This is a genomic window from Mesorhizobium caraganae (genome assembly GCF_016836705.1).
In the GTDB taxonomy this organism is placed as follows: domain Bacteria; phylum Pseudomonadota; class Alphaproteobacteria; order Rhizobiales; family Rhizobiaceae; genus Mesorhizobium; species Mesorhizobium caraganae.
In genome coordinates, this window is the sequence record NZ_JAFCGY010000009.1 from 92918 (window position 1) to 112864 (window position 19947).

The following is a 19947-nucleotide window of genomic DNA, read 5'->3' on the forward strand; positions in this document are numbered from 1 at the left end:
GGAGACGCCAGAGGGGGGTGTGCAGGAACGCCGCCCTCATGTTTGCGCCGACTCAAGCCTGCGCGGCCAGCCAATCCCTGACCTTGCGCGCATTCTCGCTCAGCTCGCGGTTCTTCGGCCAAACCACATAGAACGCCTTGCCGGTCCTCAGCACATGATCCGTCACCGGCACCAGCAGCCCCGTTGCCAGCAGCCGTTCGGCGAGATGCCGCCAGCCGAGCGCGATGCCCTGGCCCTCCATGACGCCCTGGATCACCAGGCCGTAATCGTTGATGCGCAGGCCGCGGGAGGTGTTGTCGAGGCTGCCTCCGGCCGACTGGAACCATTCGTCCCAGCTCGCCGCCTCGCGATAGGGCTCTTCGAGATGGATCAGCCGGTGCGTGGCCAGCTCCGCGACAGTCTTCGGCATGCCGAATTTCGCGAGATAGCTGGCGCCCACCACCGGGAAAATCTCCTCGTCGGCCAGCGGCAGCGAATGATAGTCGGCCCAGTCGCGCGGTTCGCCACCGCGCACGGCCAGCGGAATGCCTTCGGCGATGATGTCGAGGTCGCGGTCGGCGGTCTGGATTCTGAGATCGATGCCCGGCAGCTCGTCGCGGAACTGCTGCAGCCGCGGCATCATCCAGAACGAGCCGAAGGCGGTCGAGGCCGCCAGTGTGACATGGCCGCCGGTCGCCTGCAGGCGCAGGTCCTCCGCCGATTTGCGGATATGCGAGAGGCCGAGCGAGACGTCGGCATGGAAACGCTCGCCGGCCTCGGTCAAAATCACCTGACGGTGACGGCGCTGGAACAGCTGCGCGCCGAGCTGTTCTTCCAGCCCGCGCACCGCATAGGAGACGGCGGCCTGCGTCATGCCGAGCTCACGCCCGGCGGCGGTGAAGCTCGACAGCCGGCCCGCCGCTTCGAAGACGATCAGGCTGCCGGCCGAAGGCAGGAGATGACGCAGGCTTCGCATAAGCTCAGCTTATACAAGAGATCAGGATTTTCCAGCGTCACATCCATATTTCATCTCGCTAACTTGGGTGGAACGGAATGAGGAGGCTCCATGAACGCACCGGCCGCTGAACTGACCGAGCAAACCCACCGCCGCGGCGGCGGCCGCCTCGGGCGCAAGGCGCTGAGGAGCGCCCCCGTCACCTCGTTCCCGACCCTGGTCCGCGAGATCCCCACCTACCAGATGGTCCCGGATGAGGCGGTGGAGCTGATCCACCAGGAGTCGCTCGCCATTCTCGAAGAGGTCGGTTGCGAATTTCGTGACAACGAAGCCATCGCCATGTGGAAGGCAGCGGGCGCCGACGTGTCCGAGACACGCGTCCGCATCGACCGCGGCCTGTTGATGGAGCTGGTCTCCAAGGTCCCGTCCGAGTTCACCCTTAATGCGCGCAATCCCGAGCGTACCGTGCGCGTCGGCGGCAAGAACTCCGTCTTCGTGCCGATGTATGGCGCGCCCTATGTGCGCGACCTCGATAACAACCGGCGCTACGGTACGCTCAACGACCTCAACAATTTCCACAAGCTCGCCTACATGGCGCCGGCGCTGCATTCGTCGAGTTCGATCATCTGCGAGCCGATGGAGATCGCTGTGCCCAAGCGGCATTTGCACATCATCCACTCGGCGCTGAAGCACTCCGACAAGCCGTTCATGGGCATCGTCACCTCGAAGGAGCGCGCCGAAGACACGATGGCGATGGCCGGCATCGTCTTTGGCGAAGAGTTCGTGCGCGAAAATCCGGTGCTGGTGTCGATCACCAACTGCAACTCGCCGCTGGTGTGGGACGCCACCATGCTGGACGCGATGAAAGTCTATGCGCGCCACAACCAGCCGCTGATCCTGGCACCCTTCGCGCTCTGCGGTGCCTCGACGTCCGCCTCGGCCGTCGGCGCGGTGGCGCAGGTCAATGCCGAAGCGCTTGCCGGTGTCGCCTTCACGCAGCTCATCCGCCCGGGTTCGCCGCAGATCTACGGCCAGTTCATGGTGACCGTCGACATGAAGACAGGCGCCCCGATGGGCGGCACGCCGGAGGCGGCCCAGATGATGTATCTGATGGGCGCGCTGGCGCGGAAATACAAATTGCCCTGGCGCACCTCCGGCTTCCATGTCGGCTCCAAGCTCAACGACGCCCAGGCAGGCTACGAATCCAACATGCTGATGCATGCCGCGATCCTCGCCGGCGCCAATTACATCTGGCATTCCGCCGGCTGGCTCGAAGCCGGGCTCACCTGCGGCTATTCGAAATTCGCCACCGACTGCGAGCAACTTGTCGGCTGGTACAAATATGCCGGCGGCTTGGCGTTCGACGATTTCAAGGAGGCGATGGCTGCGATCCGCGAGGTCGGGCCGCAGGGTCATTTCCTTGGCACCCAACATACGCTCGAGCATTTCGAGTCCGCCTTCTTCATGCCCACCATCATGGACTTCAACTCCTACGAACAGTGGAAGGCCGAAGGCGCGAAGGACCACGACACGCGCGGCCGCGAGAAAGCTCGCAACATGCTCGCCGACTATGAGGAGCCGAAGCTGGATGAGGGCGTCGCCGAGGGCCTAAGGGAATTTATCGCGCAGCGCGAGGAGAGGCTGCCGGACAGCGTCAGCTGACAGGAAACAACGTCAATCGATAACGGGCAAAGACCCGACGGGAACCGCAAGGGAGGAAGACATGACACTGTTCAGAAGCAACGGCGATCGCCTGCCGGACGCCATCCAGGCGATGGCGCAAGAGACGCGTGCGGGCCGTATGGACCGGCGCGAGTTTCTCGCATTGGCAAGTGCGTTCGGCGCCTCGACGGCGCTGGCCTACGGCATGATCGGACTCGCCGCACCGGGACAGGCCTTTGCCGAGGAGCCGAAGAAGGGCGGCACGCTGCACATCTCGATGTCGGTCAAGGCGCAGAAGGATCCCCGCACCTATGACTGGGTGGAGCTCGCCAATATTTCGCGCTGCTGGCTGGAGCCGCTGGTCCGCTACACCAGGGAATTCACCTTCGAGCCGGTGTTGCTCGAAAGTTGGGACGTCAATGACGACGCCACCGAATACACGCTGCATGTGCGCAAAGGCGTCACCTGGAACAATGGCGATGCCTTCAACGCCGATGACGTGGTCTTCAATGTCACCCGCTGGTGCGAGAAGGCCGTCGCCGGCAATTCCATGGCCGCGCGCGTCGGCGGGCTGATCGATGAGAAGTCTGGCAAGGCGAGGGACGGCGCGATCACCAAGGTCGACGACTTCTCGGTCAAGCTGACGCTCGCAGCGCCCGACATTTCGCTGATCCCCAACCTCACCGACTATCCCGCGCTCGTCGTCCACCGCAATTTCGATGCCGACGGCGCCGACCCGATCAAGAAGCCGATCGGCACCGGACCCTTCGAACTGGTCTCTTACGATGTCGGGCAGAAGGCGGTGGTCAAGCGTCGTGAAAACGGCAAGTGGTGGGGCGGCGAAGCGCCGCTCGACAGCGTTGAATTCATAGACTACGGCACCGACTTCAATGCTTCGGTGAACGCCTTCGATTCCGGCGAGATCGACCTCAATTTCGAAACGCCGTCCGATTTCATCGACATCCTCGACAAGATGGGTTTGCAGAAGTCGGAAGTCGCGACTGCGACCACGCTGGTTGCGCGCACCAACATCACCCACAAGCCCTATGACGACCAGCGCGTGCGCAACGCGCTGCAAATGGCGGTGGACAACAATACGGTTCTGCAGCTCGGCTACAACGGTCGTGGCACGGTCGGCGAAAACCACCATGTCAGCCCCATCCATCCGGAATATTTTGCGCTCCCCAAGAAGACGCGCGATGCCGCCGGCGCCAAGAAGCTGATGGCGGATGCCGGACAGGCCGATTTCGAGCACGAGCTGATTACCGTCGAGGACGACTGGCAGAAGAACACCGGCGACGCGATTGCCGGCCAATTGCGCGACGCCGGCATCAAGGTGAAGCGCACGGTGTTGCCGGGCTCGACCTTCTGGAACGACTGGACGAAGTATCCCTATTCGATGACCATCTGGTACATGCGCCCGCTCGGCGTCCAGGTACTGGCGTTAGGCTACCGCAGCGGCGAGGCCTGGAATGAATCGGCCTACGCAAATCCCGATTTCGACGCCAAGCTTAAGCAGGCGCTTTCCTTGATCGATGTGGAGAAGCGACGCGAAGTGATGAAGGATGTCGAGCAGATCCTGCAGGATTCCGGTGTCATCATTCAGCCCTTCTGGCAGAAGCTTTACAGCCACATGAACAAGAAGGTGAAGAACTACGGCGTCCACCAGACCTTCGAGATGGACCTGCAGAACGTCTGGCTGGATGGCTGAGACGCTGCACGCAAGGACTTCATGAGCCGCAAAAAAGCCGATATGCAGGATGTGTGGTATTGCCACCTTGCCGCCGAACATCCGGAGATTCCTGCATGAGACCGATAGTGCTGGCCGCTGCCCTTTGGATGGCCTTGCCCGCCGCTGCGCTGGCAGGGCCGGTTTCGAACGCCGTGAAGTTCTTTTATGTCCCTGAAGTGAAATTCGAAGGGGACGCCAAATACCGCGACCGCTTCACCGAGCCGGTGACGAAACTCTTCGATCTCAACGACCAGGCGCAGAAGAACAAGCCCGATGAGGTCGCTTGCCTCGACTTCGATCCCGGCCTCGACGCCCAGGATTTCGACCAGAAGACGATTGCCAAGACATTGAAGCTGGCCGAGTCCGTCAACGGTGATACAGCCGAGGTGACGGCGACGTTCAGCCTTTTTGCGGAAGGCGATGAGTCCAAACGCGAAATGCTGTGGTCGTTGAAGAAAATCGACGGCAAATGGAAGATCGCCGATATCACTTCGAAGACCAGCAACTGGACGCTGAGCGCGCTCGAATGCATGCCTGACAAAGCGCCGGAGTGATCCAGTGTTCCGCCGTCTCGCCCTGGCGCTGCCTACTCTGTGCCTGCTGGCGGTGGGTATGAGCGGCGCCGCCGCTCAAGGGCTGCTGGGTCCGCCACCCGCAAATGCCCCGGCCGAGACGGTGCCGGGCGGCGGCACAGCGCCTGCAAATCCACCCGGGGTCGCCGTGGAACCGGCAAAGCCGCCCCTGGCATGGCCGCCGTCCGAGCCGGCCGCACCGATCCTGCCGGGCTCGCCGACGGCAGTCGTCAAGCCGTTCTACGAACATCTCGGGCTGGAGCTCGATCCGACCGAGCGCAAGAACTTCGTCGATCCGGCCAAGACCGTGCTCGACAAGAGCGATGCGCTGCGGGCGTCGGGGCAGGGCGAATGTCTCGACCCCAACATGGCGCTCGACAATGCCAATTACGACAAGCTTGCAATCGACAAGAGCCTGAAGAGCATCGAGGCCGTCAATGGTGATCAGGCCAAGGTGGTGGTCGCCTTCGTCGTCGAAGGCAATCAGCATCGGCTGGAGTGGAAACTGAAGAAGGTCGACGGCGCCTGGAAGATATCCGACCTGCTCTCGGTGACCGGCGAATGGGCGCTCAGCCAGTATCAGTGCGAATGAGCCGGGGTGAGCGGCAATGACGCTTCGCGTTTTGCTCGCGATCGTGCTGGTCGGGCTCGGCGCTGCCGCCTGCGTCGTCTACTGGCACATCGGCACTATGCTGATCGCCCGCGAGCCCCGGCAAGCTCTGGCGGAGCCGGGTGACCTGCCGGTTGCGCGCGTCGTGCTCGACCAAGCCGGCGCGCCCGAGCTTGTCGGCTGGGTGGCAGATCGAAAAGGCAGTTGCGGCTCGATCGTCCTGCTGCATGGGCGCGGCGCCAACAGGCTGGCCCTGGTTGAACGAGCGAAACTATTGTTCGATGCCGGCTATTCCATCGTCCTGTTCGACCTGTCGGGGCACGGCGAGAGCGGCGGCGCCATCCAGGGCTTTGGCTACACAGAAGGGCAGGACGCCGCCCGCATCATCGCCTTTGCCAGGCAACGTTTTCCCGGCGAGAGGCTTGGCGCTGTCGGCTCGTCACTGGGCGCCGCTGCCTTTGTCTTCGCAGCACAGCAAGCGCGTGCCGATGCCTATGTGCTGGAGCAGCTCTATGCGAGTTTGCGCGAGACAACGGCATGGCGCATGCCTTTCCACTTCTGGCGCGGGCTCCAGGCCGATGTGCTTTTGGCACAGATGCCGCTCCGTCTCGGCTTGAGCGCCGACAACGCCAAGCCGGTCGACCGCCTCGGCAAGATCGGTGAACCGCTGATGCTGCTCGCCGGCAGCATCGATCCGTTCATCGATCGCGGGCAGGTGTTGGCGCTACAGAACGCTGCCGTCGGCTCTGAATTGGTCTGGTTCGAAGGGGCAGGCCATGTCGACCTCTTGCGCTACGACCAGCCGCGCTATCGCGATGCGGTCCTTCCGTTCCTCGCAACGAAGCTGTGCCGGACCGGCGCCGCCAATGGCTGACGCCCGTTCAGCCTCGGCCGCGATAGGGGGCAACACCGGTGTCGGGCAGCCAGGCGCCTTCAGGCGGCGCGCCGGTTTGCCAGAAGACATCGATCGGAATGCCGCCGCGCGGATACCAATAGCCGCCTATGCGCAACCACAGCGGCTTGGTCGCCGCCACAATGCGGCGGCCGATCATCACCGTGCAGTCTTCATGGAAAGCGCCATGGTTGCGAAACGAGGTCATGAACAGTTTGAGCGACTTCGATTCCACCAGGGCGGCATCGGGTGCGTAGTCGATGACGATATGGGCAAAGTCCGGCTGGCCGGTGACCGGGCAAAGCGAGGTGAATTCCGGACAGGTGAAGCGCACGATCGCCGGCGGCCCGTCGCCGCGCTGGAACGGCACGGTTTCGAGGACCGCTTCTTCGGGGCTCTGTGGCGTCTCGACGTGCGCGCCGAGCTGGGTGAGGGTTTTTGTATCGATCATAAGCGGTTGTCCTTGGATTTTCCGCTCATTAGCATAATTTGAAATGGCAGGAAGACCATGACCAGCAACGATCCGCTTCTCCAGCCCTATCAGCTCAAGCACCTGACGCTGAAGAACCGGGTGATGTCGACCAGCCATGAGCCGGCCTATTCCGAGGACGGCATGCCGAAACAGCGCTATCGGCTCTACCATGCCGAAAAGGCCAAGGGCGGCATGGCGCTGACCATGACCGCCGGCTCGGCCATCGTCTCGCGCGACAGCCCGGCCGCCTTCGGCAATTTGCATGTCTATGACGACCGCATCGTGCCGTGGCTGGCCGAACTGGCGGACGCATGTCACGAGCATAATTGCAAGGTGATGATCCAGATCACCCACCTTGGCCGCCGCACCGGCTGGAACAAGGCCGACTGGCTGCCGGTGCTGTCAGCTTCGCCGGTGCGCGAGCCGGCGCATCGCGCTTTTCCAAAAACCATCGAGGACTGGGACATCGAGCGCATCGTCGCCGACTATGCGTCGGCCGCCCAACGCTGCCAGGCGGCCGGCCTCGACGGCATCGAGTTCGAATCCTACGGCCATCTGATGGACGGTTTCTGGTCGCCGGCCACCAACCACCGCGACGACGAGTTCGGCGGTTCGCTCGACAACCGGCTGCGCTTCACCGACATGGTGCTGGATGCCGTACGGGCGGCGGTCGGCGAAAAATTCGTCGTCGGCATCCGCATGGTCGCCGACGAGGATTTTGAAAAGGGCCTGTCGAAAGCGGAGGGCGTCGAGATTGCCAAGCGGCTCGCTGGCTCCGGCAAGGTCGACTTCCTCAACATCATCCGCGGCTCGATCGAGACCGATGCCGCACTGACCAAGGTCATCCCGGTGACCGGCATGCGCTCTTCGCCTCATCTCGATTTCGCCGGCGAGGTGAGGGCGGCGACGAAATTTCCGACCTTCCATGCGGCGCGCATTTCCGATGTCGCCACCGCGCGCCATGCCATCGCGACGGGAAAACTCGACATGGTCGGCATGACCCGCGCCCATATCGCCGATCCGCATATCATCAAGAAGGTCATGGAAGGCCGCGAGCACGAGATCCGCCCTTGCGTCGGCGCCACCTATTGCCTCGACCGCATCTATGAAGGCGGCGAGGCGCTGTGCATCCACAATGCCGCGACCGGCCGCGAGGCCGAAATTCCACACATCATCGTCAAGACCAAAGGGCCGAAGCGGAAAGTCGTCGTCGTTGGCGCGGGGGCAGGCGGGCTGGAGGCTGCCCGCGTCATGGCCGAACGCGGCCATGACGTCACGGTGCTCGAAGCCTCCGGCCAGGCCGGCGGCCAGGTTCGACTGGCGACGCAGAACCCGCGCCGCAAGGAGCTGATCGGCATCATCGACTGGCGGCTGGCCGAACTCGACCGGCTCGGCGTCGAGATCCGCTACGACACCTGGGCCGAGCAGGGCGATGTGCTGGCGCTGGCGCCCGATGTGGTGGTGATCGCTACTGGCGGCCTGCCGCAGAACCCGCCGCTGACATCAGGCGATAATCTCGTGACGTCGAGCTGGGACATCATGGCCGGCAGCGTCAAGCCCGCCGAGAACGTGCTGCTCTTTGACGACAATGGCGGCCACCAGGGCATGGGCGCGGCGGAACTGATCGCCAATGCCGGGTCAAAGCTGGAACTGGTTTCGCCGGAACGCTTCTTCGCCCCGGAAATGGGCGGCATGAACCACGTTCCCTATATGCGCGCCTTCCAGGAAAAGGGCGTGACCATCACCATCAACACCAGGCTGCGCTCGGTGCGGCGCGAGGGCAACCAGCTGGTCGCCGAATTGGCCTCCGACTTTGCCGATGGCTGGCGCGGCGAAAGGCGGGTCGACCAGGTCGTGGTCGAACATGGCACCGCCCCCCTCGACGATCTCTATCTCGCGCTGAAGCCGCTGTCGAAAAACGGTGGCGCGATCGACTACGAGCGGCTCGTCGGCGGCGGCGACATTTTTCCGCAGCGCAACCCGCAGGGCAGCTTCGTGCTGTTGCGCATCGGCGATGCCGTCGCCTCGCGCAACATCCACGCCGCCATCTATGACGGCATCAGGTTCGGCTTGCGGATCTGAGCCCATCCCGGCCCGGCTGTTGGCGCGCAGTCGAGCCTCTGTGCGGAGAGCCACCTTGCACATCGGTTGGATCTGCGCGCCGCGCACGTCGCCGGCCTGGAGCCAAGCGACATGCGGTGCGGAAAGCTTCAAGCTGACGTGGCGCGGCAAGGCTCAAATCATCCTGGCGGTCGCCATGCAAAGTACGGTGAGCACCAGCAGCCATGCGGCGATGCGCTCGCCACCAGCCATTTTGGTGCGCAAAGCCCTCTCCGTTGCGGCGTCCGCGCCCGCAAGCTGCCGGCTGGTCTTGCGAACCACGACGCTGAGAACGCCGGCTGCGGCAAAGGCGGCCAGGATGCCCAGCGCCAGCACCATTTCCATCGAGCCGAAATAGGCGCCATGGAAGAAATACCAGAGCAGCGCGCCGGTCAGGAACACCACGCCCGCCGAGCCCAGTTGCGGCTGGATGAAACGCTCGGCCTTGATTTCGGGATCGCGGGCCAGCGTGATGGTGGTGCCGGCCCAGAACACGCCGGCCATGACATGAAGGCCGATAATGACGATGTAGAAATATTGCATGGTTCCTCCTTGCCCCACCGCCAATGAACGTCGCCAAAACTGGCCCTCGGTCCGGCTCAAGGCGACGCGGATAACGTTAGCAACGACAGGTGATATAGTTAGACATCGAATGATTCGATGTCAATTAATAATGCTGCGTTCCCTCGCTCGGTGCCTTGTTCTACTGTCGACTCATGACTCCCTTTGACCGCCCGCCCGTCGGCATGAATCTCGCGCGTACATCCAAGCTGGTAGCGCAAGCTTTTGACGCCGCTTTGGTCGAGGCCGGCGGCACGCTGCCGGTGTGGCTGACCTTGCTTTCGGTCAAGTCGAGCGAGCTTGCCAATCAGCGCGAGCTTGCCGGCATGATCGGCATCCAGGGCGCCACGCTCACCCACCATCTCAATGCCATGGAGGCGCAAGGTCTGCTGACGCGCCGCCGCGATCCCGATAACCGCCGGGTTCATCTGGTCGAGCTGACCGCAGCAGGCGAGGCCATGTTCGTGAAACTGCGCGCGGCGGCTCTCGTTTTCGACAAGCGGCTGCGCGCGGGATTACCGGACGACCGGCTGGCGGAGTTCGCCGAGGTGCTGGCAGTATTGCGGGCCAATGTCACGCCCGCCAAATGACCGGCACCGGTGTGGCAATAGTCTAGGCTAAATTGCCCTGCAGCACCTTCAGCTTGGCTTTCTTCGGACTGCGCGCCAGGAGCCATTCACGCGCCTTGTCCTGCGGCATCGGAAAGGCGATGGAATAGCCCTGCACCTGGTCGCAGCCGATCGCCATCAGCGAATCGAGTTCGGCCTCGGTTTCCGCACCCTCGGCGACGATCGAGATGCCGAGGCCGCGCGCCAACTCGGTGATGGCGCGCACGATCTTGGTGTTGTCGCCATTCTCGTTGATGTTCTGGACGAAGCGGCGATCGATCTTCAGCCGGTCGATCTCGTTCGGATTGACGTGGCTGAGCGAAGCATAGCCGGTGCCGAAATCGTCGAGTTCGAGATGAACGCCGGCGGCTCGGATGTGGCGCAGCTTGGCCGCGATGCCGGTCTTTTCGTCGTCGAGAATGACGGATTCGACGATCTCCAGCGACAGTTTGTCGGGCGACAGCCCAGCCTTCTCCAGCGTCGCGAACAGGAAGCGGTCGAAGTCGGGTTCGCGCAGTTCAGTGCCCGACACGTTGACGGCAAGCCGCCCGAACGCAATGCCGGCGCGGTCCCATTCGGCTGCTTGTTCAATCGCCTTGGCAAAGACGATGCGGCCGATCTCGGGCATGAAGCCGCATTTTTCGGCCACGGGAATGAACTCGCCCGGCGAGATCATGCCGCGCTCGGCATGTTTCCAGCGCACCAGCGCCTCGATGCCGCTGATGGCGCCGTTGGTGAGCGACACCTGCGGCTGGAAATAGACCTGGAAAGCATTCTCAGAGATGGCGACCCTGATGTCGTGCTCGAGCTGCTTGCGGTAGTCGAGCTCGCGCCTGAGTTCCTCGGAGAAGAACGAAAAGCTACCGCCGCCGAGCTTCTTGGCGGAATAGAGCGCGAGGTCGGCGTGGACGAGCAGATCTGCCGCATTGTCGGCGTCGATGGGATAGACGGCAATGCCGGCGCTGGCGCCCGGAAGGATGGTCGTGCCCTGGAACATGATCGGCTCGTTGATCTGCTCGAGGATGCGCCTGGCCAGCATGTTGATATCCTCGGTGCCGCCGGCGCCGTTGAGGATCATCACGAATTCGTCGCCGCCAAGACGCGCGCACAGATCCGAGGCGCGGCAGGAATCGCGCATGCGTTGCGCGGTGACCACCAGCACATAGTCGCCGGCGGCGTGGCCGAGCGTGTCGTTGATCTGCTTGAACCGGTCGAGATCGAGCTGGATCACCGCCAGCCTTTCACGCCGGCGATGCGCGCCCTTGATCAGCGTTTCGAAGTGATCGGTCAGGAAGGTGCGGTTGTGCAGGCCGGTCAGCCCGTCATGCACGGCGATGAAGGCCATCGAATTGCGGGCGTCGATAAGCTCATGCGTCTTGCGCAGGATCGCCTTTGACATCGGCCGGAAGATGAAAAGCGCCACCAGCACGATGACGCCGATGGTGGCGTAGAACAAGGTGCGGTGGAGATCGAGGAGCTTTTCCGACCGCTCGTCGGCGAAGGCGCTGATACGCTGGCCAAGGGCGGCATAGCCCGACAGCGTCGCGTTGGCGACGGAGGCGTCGAGATTGACGCGCTCGCCGCCACCCTTGTAGGCGGCCTTGCCGGAGAGCTGGGACTCAAAGGACGAGATCAGCCTTTCGCCATTGGCGATAAGTCCGACCGAGAAATAGTCGAGGTGGAACGGCTTGGCGAACAGCACGTTTTCGATCGATTTCGGATCGGACCGTGCCGGCGACTTGGGATCGGCCCCGGTCTGCTCGAGCAGCAGATCGTAATTTGTCTCGAACTCGGTGGTCGCCTGCTTCAGCGCAGAAACCAGGGCCGGCTGCTTGTCGCGCGAGGCGGAGCCGGTTGCACTTGCCAGGAAGACGATGCGCTGCGACAGCGCCTTCTGGGTGCTGACGATATCGAGCAAAGTGTGATTGTGCTGCTGGGCCGCCATCATCTGCTGCAGCAGGATGAAGGAGGCCATCACCATGGCCGCGATGATCAACAGCGCCAGCCAGTAGCCGGTCTTGATCAGCAGGATGAGTTTGCCCGAGACGGTTTGCGCCGGCTGCTGCGACATATTCTAGGTGACCCCTCGGTCGAACGGATTTCCGCCACGGATTCATGGCGAGAAGACCATTGGCTTGAAAGGGTTAACAGGTCTCGAAGCCGGCGGAATTGTTGCTTCAGCAGTCAATGAAAGCTGCCGAAATGGTTATCATGTTCTTTCGCGGCATGGCCATATTTGCACACCTGCTACTCCAACATGCTGGTTTTGCGATCGGATCGCGCCAAGGTTGAGCTTGCCGCGCCACCGAAGCGGTCGCATTTACGGTGGATTTTTCATTCAGAGGGCGCGACAGTCGCCGCCAATCTCAATAGGACTTGATCATGAGCGCGGCATTCCTCTCCCATATTGACAATGAACTGCAAGGGTTGAAATCGGCCGGGCTCTACAAATCCGAGCGGGTGATCACCTCGACGCAGTCGGCCGAGATCGAGGTCGGCGGCGACAAGGTGCTGAACTTCTGCGCCAACAACTATCTCGGCCTCGCCGACAGCGCCGAATTGCGCACGGCAGCCAAAGGCGCGCTCGACCGCTACGGCTACGGCATGGCCTCGGTGCGCTTTATCTGCGGCACGCAGGAAGAGCACAAGCAGCTTGAGGCGACGATTTCTTCCTTCCTCGGCCTGGACGACACCATCCTTTACGGCTCGTGCTTCGACGCCAATGGCGGCCTGTTCGAAACGCTGCTCGGCGAGGAGGATGCGATCATCTCCGATGCGCTCAACCATGCCTCGATCATCGACGGTGTGCGGCTGTCGAAGGCAAAGCGCTTCCGCTACGCCAACAACGACATGGCCGACCTCGAAGCGCGGCTGAAGGAAGCGAAGGACTGCCGCTTCCGGCTGATCGCCACCGACGGCGTGTTTTCCATGGACGGCATCATCGCCAATCTGAAAGGCGTCTGCGATCTCGCGGAAAAGTACGACGCCATGGTGATGGTCGACGACAGCCATGCCGTCGGCTTCGTCGGCAAGAACGGCCGCGGCTCGGCCGAACATTGCGGCGTCGAGGGCAGGGTGGACATTATCACCGGCACGCTCGGCAAGGCGCTGGGCGGTGCCTCCGGCGGATACACCTCCGGCAAAAGCCAGGTGGTCGACTGGCTGCGCCAGCGTTCGCGGCCCTATCTCTTTTCCAACACGCTGATGCCGGCGATCGCCGGCGCTTCGATCAAGGTGTTCGAGCTGATCCGCAATGGCGACGCCTTGCGCGAGCGCCTATATGCCAATGCGGCGCGGTTCAGGTCCGAAATGGGCAAGCTCGGCTTCACGCTTGCCGGTGCTGATCATCCTATCATCCCGGTGATGCTGGGCGATGCCAGCCTGGCGCAGGAGATGGCACTGCGCATGCTGAAGCGCGGCATCTATGTCATCGGCTTTTCCTTCCCGGTGGTGCCGAAAGGCCAGGCGCGCATCCGCACGCAAATGTCGGCGGCGCATTCCAGCGCTGATATCGACCGCGCCGTGGCGGCATTCGCGGCGGTCGGCCGGGAACTGGGCGTCATTGGCTGAGAGTTTTACCCTCCCCCTTGTGGGGAGGGTCGACTTTCGACCGCTTGCGAAAGCAAGCGGGCGGGAGGCAGGGTGGGGGTCTGCAGGGTCACGACCTCCCCCAGTTGTTTGACCCCCACCCGGCCCTTCGGGCCACCCTCCCCACAAGGGGGAGGGTAAGGAGCTAGACGATGTCGAACATGATGAAGGCGCTGGTGAAGGCCAAGGCCGAACCGGGCATCTGGATGGAAGAGGTGCCGGTGCCGGAGATCGGCCCCAACGACGTGCTGATCAAGGTCAAGAAGACGGCGATCTGTGGCACCGACGTCCACATCTACAATTGGGACCAGTGGGCGCAGAAGACCGTGCCGGTGCCGATGGTGACCGGCCATGAGTTTGTCGGCACGGTTGCCGATTTCGGCGCCGCGGTCACCGAATACAAGGTCGGCCAGCGCGTCTCCGGTGAAGGCCACATCGTCTGCGGCCATTGCCGCAACTGCCGCGCTGGGCGAGGGCATCTCTGCCGCAACACGCTCGGCGTCGGCGTCAACCGTCCCGGCGCCTTCGGCGAATATCTGGCGATCCCGCAGCACAATGTCGTGCCCATCCCCGACGATGTGCCCGACGAGATCGCCGCCATCTTCGATCCACTGGGCAATGCCGTGCATACCGCTCTGTCCTTCGATCTGGTCGGCGAGGACGTGCTGGTCACCGGCGCCGGGCCGATCGGCATTATGGGCGCGCTGGTGGCGCAATGCGTCGGTGCCAGAAAAGTCGTCATCACCGACATCAATCCGGTCCGGCTTGCGCTGGCCAAAAAACTCGGCGTCCAGCATGTCGTCGACGCCTCGAAGGAAAAGCTTAGGGATGTCATGCCCGCGCTCGGCATGACCGAGGGGTTTGACGTCGGCCTCGAAATGTCAGGCGCCGCGCCCGCCTTCCGCGACATGATCGACACCATGAACAATGGCGGCAAGATCGCCATTCTGGGCATCGCGCCGACCGGTTTCGAGATCGACTGGAACAAGGTCATCTTCAAGATGCTGCACCTCAAGGGCATCTACGGCCGCGAGATGTTCGAGACCTGGTACAAGATGATCGCCTTGGTGCAGGGCCCGTTGGACGTGTCGGGCCTGATCACCCATCGGATCGGCATCGACGATTTCCAGACGGGGTTCGATGCGATGAGGAGCGGCAGTTCGGGCAAGGTGGTGATGGATTGGTAGGCGGGCAGAGTCGCGCCTCCTATTGGAGACGATGGAGGGACAGCACCCCCCCTCTGGCCTGCCGGCCATCTCCCCCGCAAGGAGGGAGATTAGCAGCTTCGTCGTCTTGCTGATTTCTGCAACGTCCGAGATTGGCGAAAGCCTTCGTGACATCTGATCTCCCCCCTTGATGTCCGGCAGGACAGAGGGGGGTGTGAAGGATCGCTACGGAACGGACAACGCCGTCTCCAGCGCCGCCACCCCGTTCACAATCGCCGCTCGTTCCGCCGCGCTGAGCCTAGCCAAAAGCTCGCGTTCAAACGCCTTCGCCAGCGGCACCATCTCGCGGTAGGCCGCAAGCCCAGCCCTGGTCAGCGCCAAATGCTCCACACGCCGATCATTCTCGTCCGGTGTGCGCGTCACCCAGCGCCGCCGCTCAAGCTCGGCCACCGCGCGCGAAACCTTGGTCTTGTGCATCGCCGATTGTTCGCCGAGCGCTGTCGCGGTCATGGTGCCGTGCTGGCCCAGCCCTGAAAGCGTGCGCCATTCCGGCCGCGTCAGGCCGTGGCGTTCGCGGTAGATCTTCGAGAATTCGCGGCTGACGGTGTCGGCCAGCCGGTAGAGCCGGTAGGGCAGGAAGCTTTCGAGTTCCAGGATCTCAGGTTCCATCTGCGCACCGTGGAAGCGGCTTTTGCCGTTGATAGTTACATTTTCAATGGTTACAAATGAAACCAGTTTGGTCAACAGTGCCGGCAAGCCGCGTTCCAGGCGACTCAAGAGACCGGGATCAGGGAGGATCGGATGGCCTTTTCCTACATGTCGGGCTTCGGCAATGATTTTGAGACCGAAACCTTGCCCGGCTCGCTGCCCCAGGGGCGCAATTCGCCGCAGCGGCCAGCCTACGGGCTCTACGCCGAGCAACTCTCGGGCTCGCCCTTCACCGCCCCGCGCGGCACCAATGAGCGCTCCTGGCTCTACCGCATCCGGCCGAGCGTCAAGCACACCGGGCGTTTCAAGGCGGCCAGCTATCCCCTGTGGAAGACCGCTCCCAATGTCGGCGACCACGAACTGGCGCTCGGCCAGTACCGCTGGAACCCGGTACCGATGCCGAAGGAGCCGACCGATTTCATCGCCGGCATGCGCACCATCACCACCGCCGGCGACGTGCTGGGGCAAAGCGGCATGGCGGCGCATGTCTATGTCGCCAACCGCTCGATGGTCGACGACCATTTCTTCAACGCCGACGGCGAGTTGCTTGTCGTGCCCCAGGTTGGCGCCTTGCGCTTCGTCACCGAGATGGGCGTCATTGAGCTTCGGCCCGGCGAGATCGCCGTGCTGCCGCGCGGGCTGGTCTTCAAGGTCGAACTCGTCGATTCCGAAGTGCGCGGCTATATCTGCGAGAACTATGGCGCCAAGCTCACCATGCCCGATCGTGGCCCAATCGGCGCCAATTGCCTGGCAAATCCGCGCGACTTCAAGACGCCCAGCGCCTGGTTCGAGGAGAAGGAGACGCCGTGCCGGCTGACGGTGAAATGGTGCGGCAATTTCCATGTCACCGAGATCGGCCATTCGCCGCTCGACGTCGTCGCCTGGCACGGCAACTATGCGCCCTATAAATATGATCTGGCGACGTTTTCGCCTGTCGGCGCCATCCTGTTCGACCACCCCGATCCGTCGATCTTCACCGTGCTGACGGCGCCGAGCGGCGAGGAGGGCACCGCCAACATCGACTTCGTCATCTTCCCGCCGCGCTGGCTGGTGACGGAGGACACGTTCCGGCCGCCCTGGTATCACCGCAACATCATGAGCGAGTTCATGGGCCTGATCCACGGCCAGTACGACGCCAAGGAGGAAGGTTTCGTGCCCGGCGGCATCAGCCTGCACAATCTGATGCTGGCCCACGGCCCCGACGCGCCTGGCTTCGAAAAGGCCTCGCGTGTCGAACTGAAACCGGTCAAGCTCGACAACACCATGGCGTTCATGTTCGAGACCCGATTCCCGCAGATGCTGACCCGCTACGGCGCCGAGCTGGAAACAAGACAGGACAATTACATCGACTGCTGGTCCGATCTGAAGAAGCGTTTCAACGGCACGCCGGAGGGCGACTGGTCTTGAGGCTCGCCCTGTGAGCGACCGGCTGGTGTGTCTCGGTTCCAAGGGCGGCCCGGCGCTGCGGCCGGGTGGGCCATGGCCGAGTTCATCGCTGCTGGAACTCGGCGGGCGAACCATCGTCGTCGATTGCGGACTCGGCGTCACGCGTGGCCTGGTCGATGCCGGCATCAGCCTCAAGGCGCTCGACCTGATCTTCATCACCCATCTGCATTCCGACCATGTGCTGGAACTGGGGCCGCTGCTGCATACCGCCTGGACCGCCGGTCTGGCCAAGCCGGTGACGCTATTCGGGCCGCCCGGCACCGGCCATTACTGGCGTCGTTTCTGCCAGGCGATGGAGTTCGACATCGAAATCCGCATCGTCGATGAAGGCAGGCCGGACATTCGCGAGCTGGTTTCGATCGCCGAGTTCGGTGAAGGCGACATTTTCGAACAGCGCGGCCTGAAGGTCTCGGCGCTGCGCGTCGACCATCCGCCGGTGACCGACTGTTTTGCGCTGCGTTTCGAGAATGCGGGCAAAAGTGTCGTCTTCTCGGCCGACACAGCCTTCTTTCCGCCGCTCGCCGGCTTCGCCAAGGATGCCGACATCCTTGTCCATGAAGCGATGCTTGAGGAAGGCATCGAGCGTCTGGTCGCCAAGACCGGCAATGGCGCGCGGCTGAGAGAGCATCTGCTTGCCAGCCACTCCTTTGCCGAGGAAGCCGGGCGTATCGCCACTGAGGCTGCGGTAAGAAGGCTGGTGCTCAATCACCTCATTCCGGCCGACGATCCCGCGATCGTGGAGATCGATTGGGAGGCCGCTGTCAGGAAATCGTGGGTGGGTGACTTGACGATTGCCCGCGACGGCCTTGTTGTGAACGTAGACGGCGCCAAAGCCGCATCAGGAGAGGAAACCGCATGAAGCTTGCCACATTGAAGGACGGGACGCGCGACGGAAAACTCGTCGTCGTCTCGCGCGACCTGACGCGCTTCACCGACGCCTCGTTCCTGGCGCGAACGCTGCAGGCGGCGCTCGACGACTGGCAGCGGATTTCGCCGCATCTGGCGACCGTCGCGGAATCGCTGGAAAACAATGCGGTGCCGTCGGCACGCTTCCATGAGCATGACGCCCATTCGCCGCTGCCGCGCGCCTATCAATGGGCCGACGGGTCGGCCTATGTGAACCATGTCGAGCTGGTGCGCAAAGCCCGCGGCGCCGAGATGCCGGCAAGTTTCTGGACAGATCCGTTGATCTATCAGGGCGGCTCCGATTCTTTCATCGCGCCACGCGAGCCGATCCGCATGGCCGACGAAGCCTACGGCATCGACATGGAGGCGGAGGTCGCCGTCATCGTCGACGATGTGCCGATGGGCACAAGTCTCGACCGGGCGCGTGCCGCGATCCGGCTGGTCATGCTGGTCAACGATGTGACGCTGCGCGCGCTGACCGGTCCCGAACTCGCCAAAGGGTTCGGCTTCTTCCAGTCAAAGCCGTCTTCGGCCTTTTCGCCTGTAGCGGTAACGCCGGACGAACTCGGCGACGCCTGGGATGGCGGCAAGGTCAGCCTGCCGCTGCTCGCCGATCTCAACGGCAAGCCGTTCGGCCGCGCCAATGCCGGCGTCGACATGACCTTCGATTTTCCGGCGCTGATCGCTCATGCCGCAAAGACAAGGCCACTGATAGCCGGCACCATTATCGGTTCCGGCACCGTCTCCAACAAGCTCGATGGCGGGCCGGGTAAACCGGTGTCGGCGGGCGGTGCAGGCTATTCCTGCATTGCCGAATTGCGCATGATCGAGACCATTGAATCAGGCGAAGCCAAAACGCCATTCCTGCGCTTCGGCGACACGGTGCGTATCGAGATGAAGGACAAGACCGGCCATTCGATCTTCGGCGCCATCGAGCAGAAAGTCGAGAAATACCAGGCGTAAACGGGGGCAATGCAATGACGGGCGAGGCGTTCTATCTGTTGGCCGGCGTCTGGGCGCTTGGCATTCTGGCGGTGTTCATCCAGGCGATCCGGTTGAGCTACCGCATCGAGGCGCGCTCGCTCGATCTGACCAACCGCAGCGGCTACCCGCGCAAGGCGATGATGTTCCACACCATCACCAACACCAATGTGGCGCGTGACGAGGAAACGCAGGCCATGCGCCGGCGCATGAACCGGCTGTTGTTGATCGTTGTCGCGGGCTTCGCGGTCATGGCGGCAGGCATTGGCCTGGTCAGACGAATGAACTCGTGACCACCCTGCTCGACCACCTGCGCCGCATGGCCGGCAACAATCTCTGGTCGAACGACCGGCTCTACCGCGCCGTGCTTGCGCTGAAGCCCGGCGAATTCGAAGCCGAACGCACCAGCTTCTTTCCGTCGATCAAGGCGACGCTCAACCACATCCTTGCGGTCGACTATCTCTATCTCGATTTCCTGGAAGAGGGCGGCGTCGGTGCTGCCGCACATGACGATTACGTGCCGTTCGATGAGCCGCAGACGCTGTTTGCCGCCCAGACCGCGGCCGACCGGCGGCTAATCGCTTTTTGCGGCAAGCTGTCGGAGGCCGATCTCGACCGCCGCGTCATCACCGACCGGCGCGAGGACGGCATGATCCCCGAAAAGATCGGCGATATCCTCGCTCATGTCTTCCTGCACGACATCCACCATCGCGGCCAGGTGCACGCAATGCTGTCCGGCACGTCGGTCGCGCCGCCGCAATTGGATGAGTTTCTGCTCGACTATGATTTGAAGGTGAGGAAGGAAGAGGTCGAGAAGTTGGGGTTGTGATCGACCAATCCCCGATGTTGGCGCCGCCCCTCATTGCCCTGCCGGGCATTTCTCCCCGTATAGTGACGGGGAGAAATGGCTGACTGCAGCCTCGGCGCCCTTCTTGCGACGCTGGAGATTAGCGAAATCATCGATGAGAGCGCCCCCTCTCCCCGTCACTATACGGGGAGAGGATGCCGG

At 63.0% G+C, this 19947-nt stretch carries 19 protein-coding genes; 14 read left to right on the plus strand and 5 right to left on the minus strand.

From position 1 onward, the window contains the following. Positions 1-52: 52 nt before the first annotated feature. Complete coding sequence (locus tag JQK88_RS17930; RefSeq protein WP_192252930.1) at positions 53-955, minus strand: LysR substrate-binding domain-containing protein; 903 nt, start codon at positions 953-955, stop codon at positions 53-55. A 90-nt stretch (positions 956-1045) separates the two neighbouring features. Between JQK88_RS17930 and JQK88_RS17935 the strand changes: the two genes are divergently transcribed. The 5 genes from JQK88_RS17935 (at position 1046) to JQK88_RS17955 (ending at position 6384) form a co-directional block, all read left to right on the plus strand. Further along, positions 1046-2596 carry a trimethylamine methyltransferase family protein gene (locus JQK88_RS17935; protein WP_192252933.1) on the plus strand — a complete coding sequence of 517 codons (1551 nt, stop codon included), beginning with the start codon at positions 1046-1048 and terminating at the stop codon, positions 2594-2596. A gap of 61 nt (positions 2597-2657) precedes the next feature. Further along, a complete protein-coding gene (locus tag JQK88_RS17940) occupies positions 2658-4307 on the plus strand; it encodes an ABC transporter substrate-binding protein (protein WP_192252936.1) in 1650 nt (549 codons plus the stop codon). Positions 4308-4402: 95 nt separating this feature from the next. Beyond that, positions 4403-4882 (plus strand): DUF3828 domain-containing protein, encoded by a 480-nt coding sequence (locus tag JQK88_RS17945; protein WP_192252939.1) that lies wholly within the window; start codon positions 4403-4405, stop codon positions 4880-4882. A 4-nt stretch (positions 4883-4886) separates the two neighbouring features. Then, a complete protein-coding gene (locus JQK88_RS17950; RefSeq protein WP_312037300.1) occupies positions 4887-5492 on the plus strand; it encodes a hypothetical protein in 606 nt (201 codons plus the stop codon). A gap of 16 nt (positions 5493-5508) precedes the next feature. Next, positions 5509-6384: an alpha/beta hydrolase gene (locus JQK88_RS17955; protein ID WP_192252942.1), complete on the plus strand. Its 876-nt coding sequence runs from the start codon at positions 5509-5511 to the stop codon at positions 6382-6384. 7 nt (positions 6385-6391) lie between these two features. Here the strand turns inward: JQK88_RS17955 and queF are convergent, their stop codons facing one another. Further along, entirely contained in the window at positions 6392-6853 is a 462-nt protein-coding gene (gene queF, locus JQK88_RS17960; RefSeq protein WP_192252945.1) for a preQ(1) synthase, read from the minus strand. A 57-nt stretch (positions 6854-6910) separates the two neighbouring features. Here queF and JQK88_RS17965 point away from each other — a divergent pair, with 57 nt between their 5' ends. Further along, a complete protein-coding gene (locus JQK88_RS17965; RefSeq protein ID WP_203278986.1) occupies positions 6911-8956 on the plus strand; it encodes an NADH:flavin oxidoreductase in 2046 nt (681 codons plus the stop codon). Between the two features lie 153 nt (positions 8957-9109). On the opposite strand, the gene JQK88_RS17970 is transcribed toward JQK88_RS17965, so the two are convergent. After that, positions 9110-9517, minus strand: coding sequence for a hypothetical protein (locus tag JQK88_RS17970; RefSeq protein ID WP_203278987.1), 408 nt, complete (start codon positions 9515-9517; stop codon positions 9110-9112). Between the two features lie 254 nt (positions 9518-9771). Here JQK88_RS17970 and JQK88_RS17975 point away from each other — a divergent pair, with 254 nt between their 5' ends. Continuing rightward, positions 9772-10125 carry a MarR family winged helix-turn-helix transcriptional regulator gene (locus tag JQK88_RS17975; RefSeq protein WP_246749898.1) on the plus strand — a complete coding sequence of 118 codons (354 nt, stop codon included), beginning with the start codon at positions 9772-9774 and terminating at the stop codon, positions 10123-10125. 22 nt (positions 10126-10147) lie between these two features. On the opposite strand, the gene JQK88_RS17980 is transcribed toward JQK88_RS17975, so the two are convergent. Beyond that, entirely contained in the window at positions 10148-12214 is a 2067-nt protein-coding gene (locus tag JQK88_RS17980; RefSeq protein ID WP_203278989.1) for a putative bifunctional diguanylate cyclase/phosphodiesterase, read from the minus strand. A gap of 311 nt (positions 12215-12525) precedes the next feature. On the opposite strand from JQK88_RS17980, the gene JQK88_RS17985 reads away from it, so the two are divergent. Both JQK88_RS17985 and tdh read left to right on the plus strand, forming a co-directional pair. Then, positions 12526-13713, plus strand: coding sequence for a glycine C-acetyltransferase (locus tag JQK88_RS17985; RefSeq protein WP_203278990.1), 1188 nt, complete (start codon positions 12526-12528; stop codon positions 13711-13713). A 170-nt stretch (positions 13714-13883) separates the two neighbouring features. Continuing rightward, complete coding sequence (tdh, locus tag JQK88_RS17990; RefSeq protein ID WP_023672918.1) at positions 13884-14918, plus strand: L-threonine 3-dehydrogenase; 1035 nt, start codon at positions 13884-13886, stop codon at positions 14916-14918. Between the two features lie 204 nt (positions 14919-15122). On the opposite strand, the gene JQK88_RS17995 is transcribed toward tdh, so the two are convergent. Next, on the minus strand, positions 15123-15566 hold the full coding sequence (locus tag JQK88_RS17995; RefSeq protein ID WP_203278991.1) for a MarR family winged helix-turn-helix transcriptional regulator: 444 nt from the start codon (positions 15564-15566) through the stop codon (positions 15123-15125). Positions 15567-15698: 132 nt separating this feature from the next. Here JQK88_RS17995 and hmgA point away from each other — a divergent pair, with 132 nt between their 5' ends. From hmgA to JQK88_RS18020, 5 genes are read left to right on the plus strand one after another with little or no spacing between them, the layout of a single operon-like run. Further along, positions 15699-17012, plus strand: a complete 1314-nt coding sequence (gene hmgA, locus JQK88_RS18000) for a homogentisate 1,2-dioxygenase (RefSeq protein WP_203278992.1) — start codon at positions 15699-15701, stop codon at positions 17010-17012. A 10-nt stretch (positions 17013-17022) separates the two neighbouring features. After that, positions 17023-17910 carry an MBL fold metallo-hydrolase gene (locus JQK88_RS18005; protein WP_203278993.1) on the plus strand — a complete coding sequence of 296 codons (888 nt, stop codon included), beginning with the start codon at positions 17023-17025 and terminating at the stop codon, positions 17908-17910. Next, a complete protein-coding gene (locus JQK88_RS18010; RefSeq protein ID WP_203278994.1) occupies positions 17907-18920 on the plus strand; it encodes a fumarylacetoacetate hydrolase family protein in 1014 nt (337 codons plus the stop codon). The genes JQK88_RS18005 and JQK88_RS18010 overlap by 4 nt, the downstream gene beginning before the upstream one ends. A 14-nt stretch (positions 18921-18934) precedes the next feature. Then, the gene (locus tag JQK88_RS18015; protein ID WP_203278995.1) at positions 18935-19231 is read left to right on the plus strand and encodes a hypothetical protein; all 297 of its coding nucleotides are present in this window, start codon (positions 18935-18937) and stop codon (positions 19229-19231) included. Positions 19232-19257: 26 nt separating this feature from the next. Beyond that, the gene (locus tag JQK88_RS18020; protein ID WP_203279034.1) at positions 19258-19767 is read left to right on the plus strand and encodes a DinB family protein; all 510 of its coding nucleotides are present in this window, start codon (positions 19258-19260) and stop codon (positions 19765-19767) included. Positions 19768-19947 lie beyond the last annotated feature (180 nt).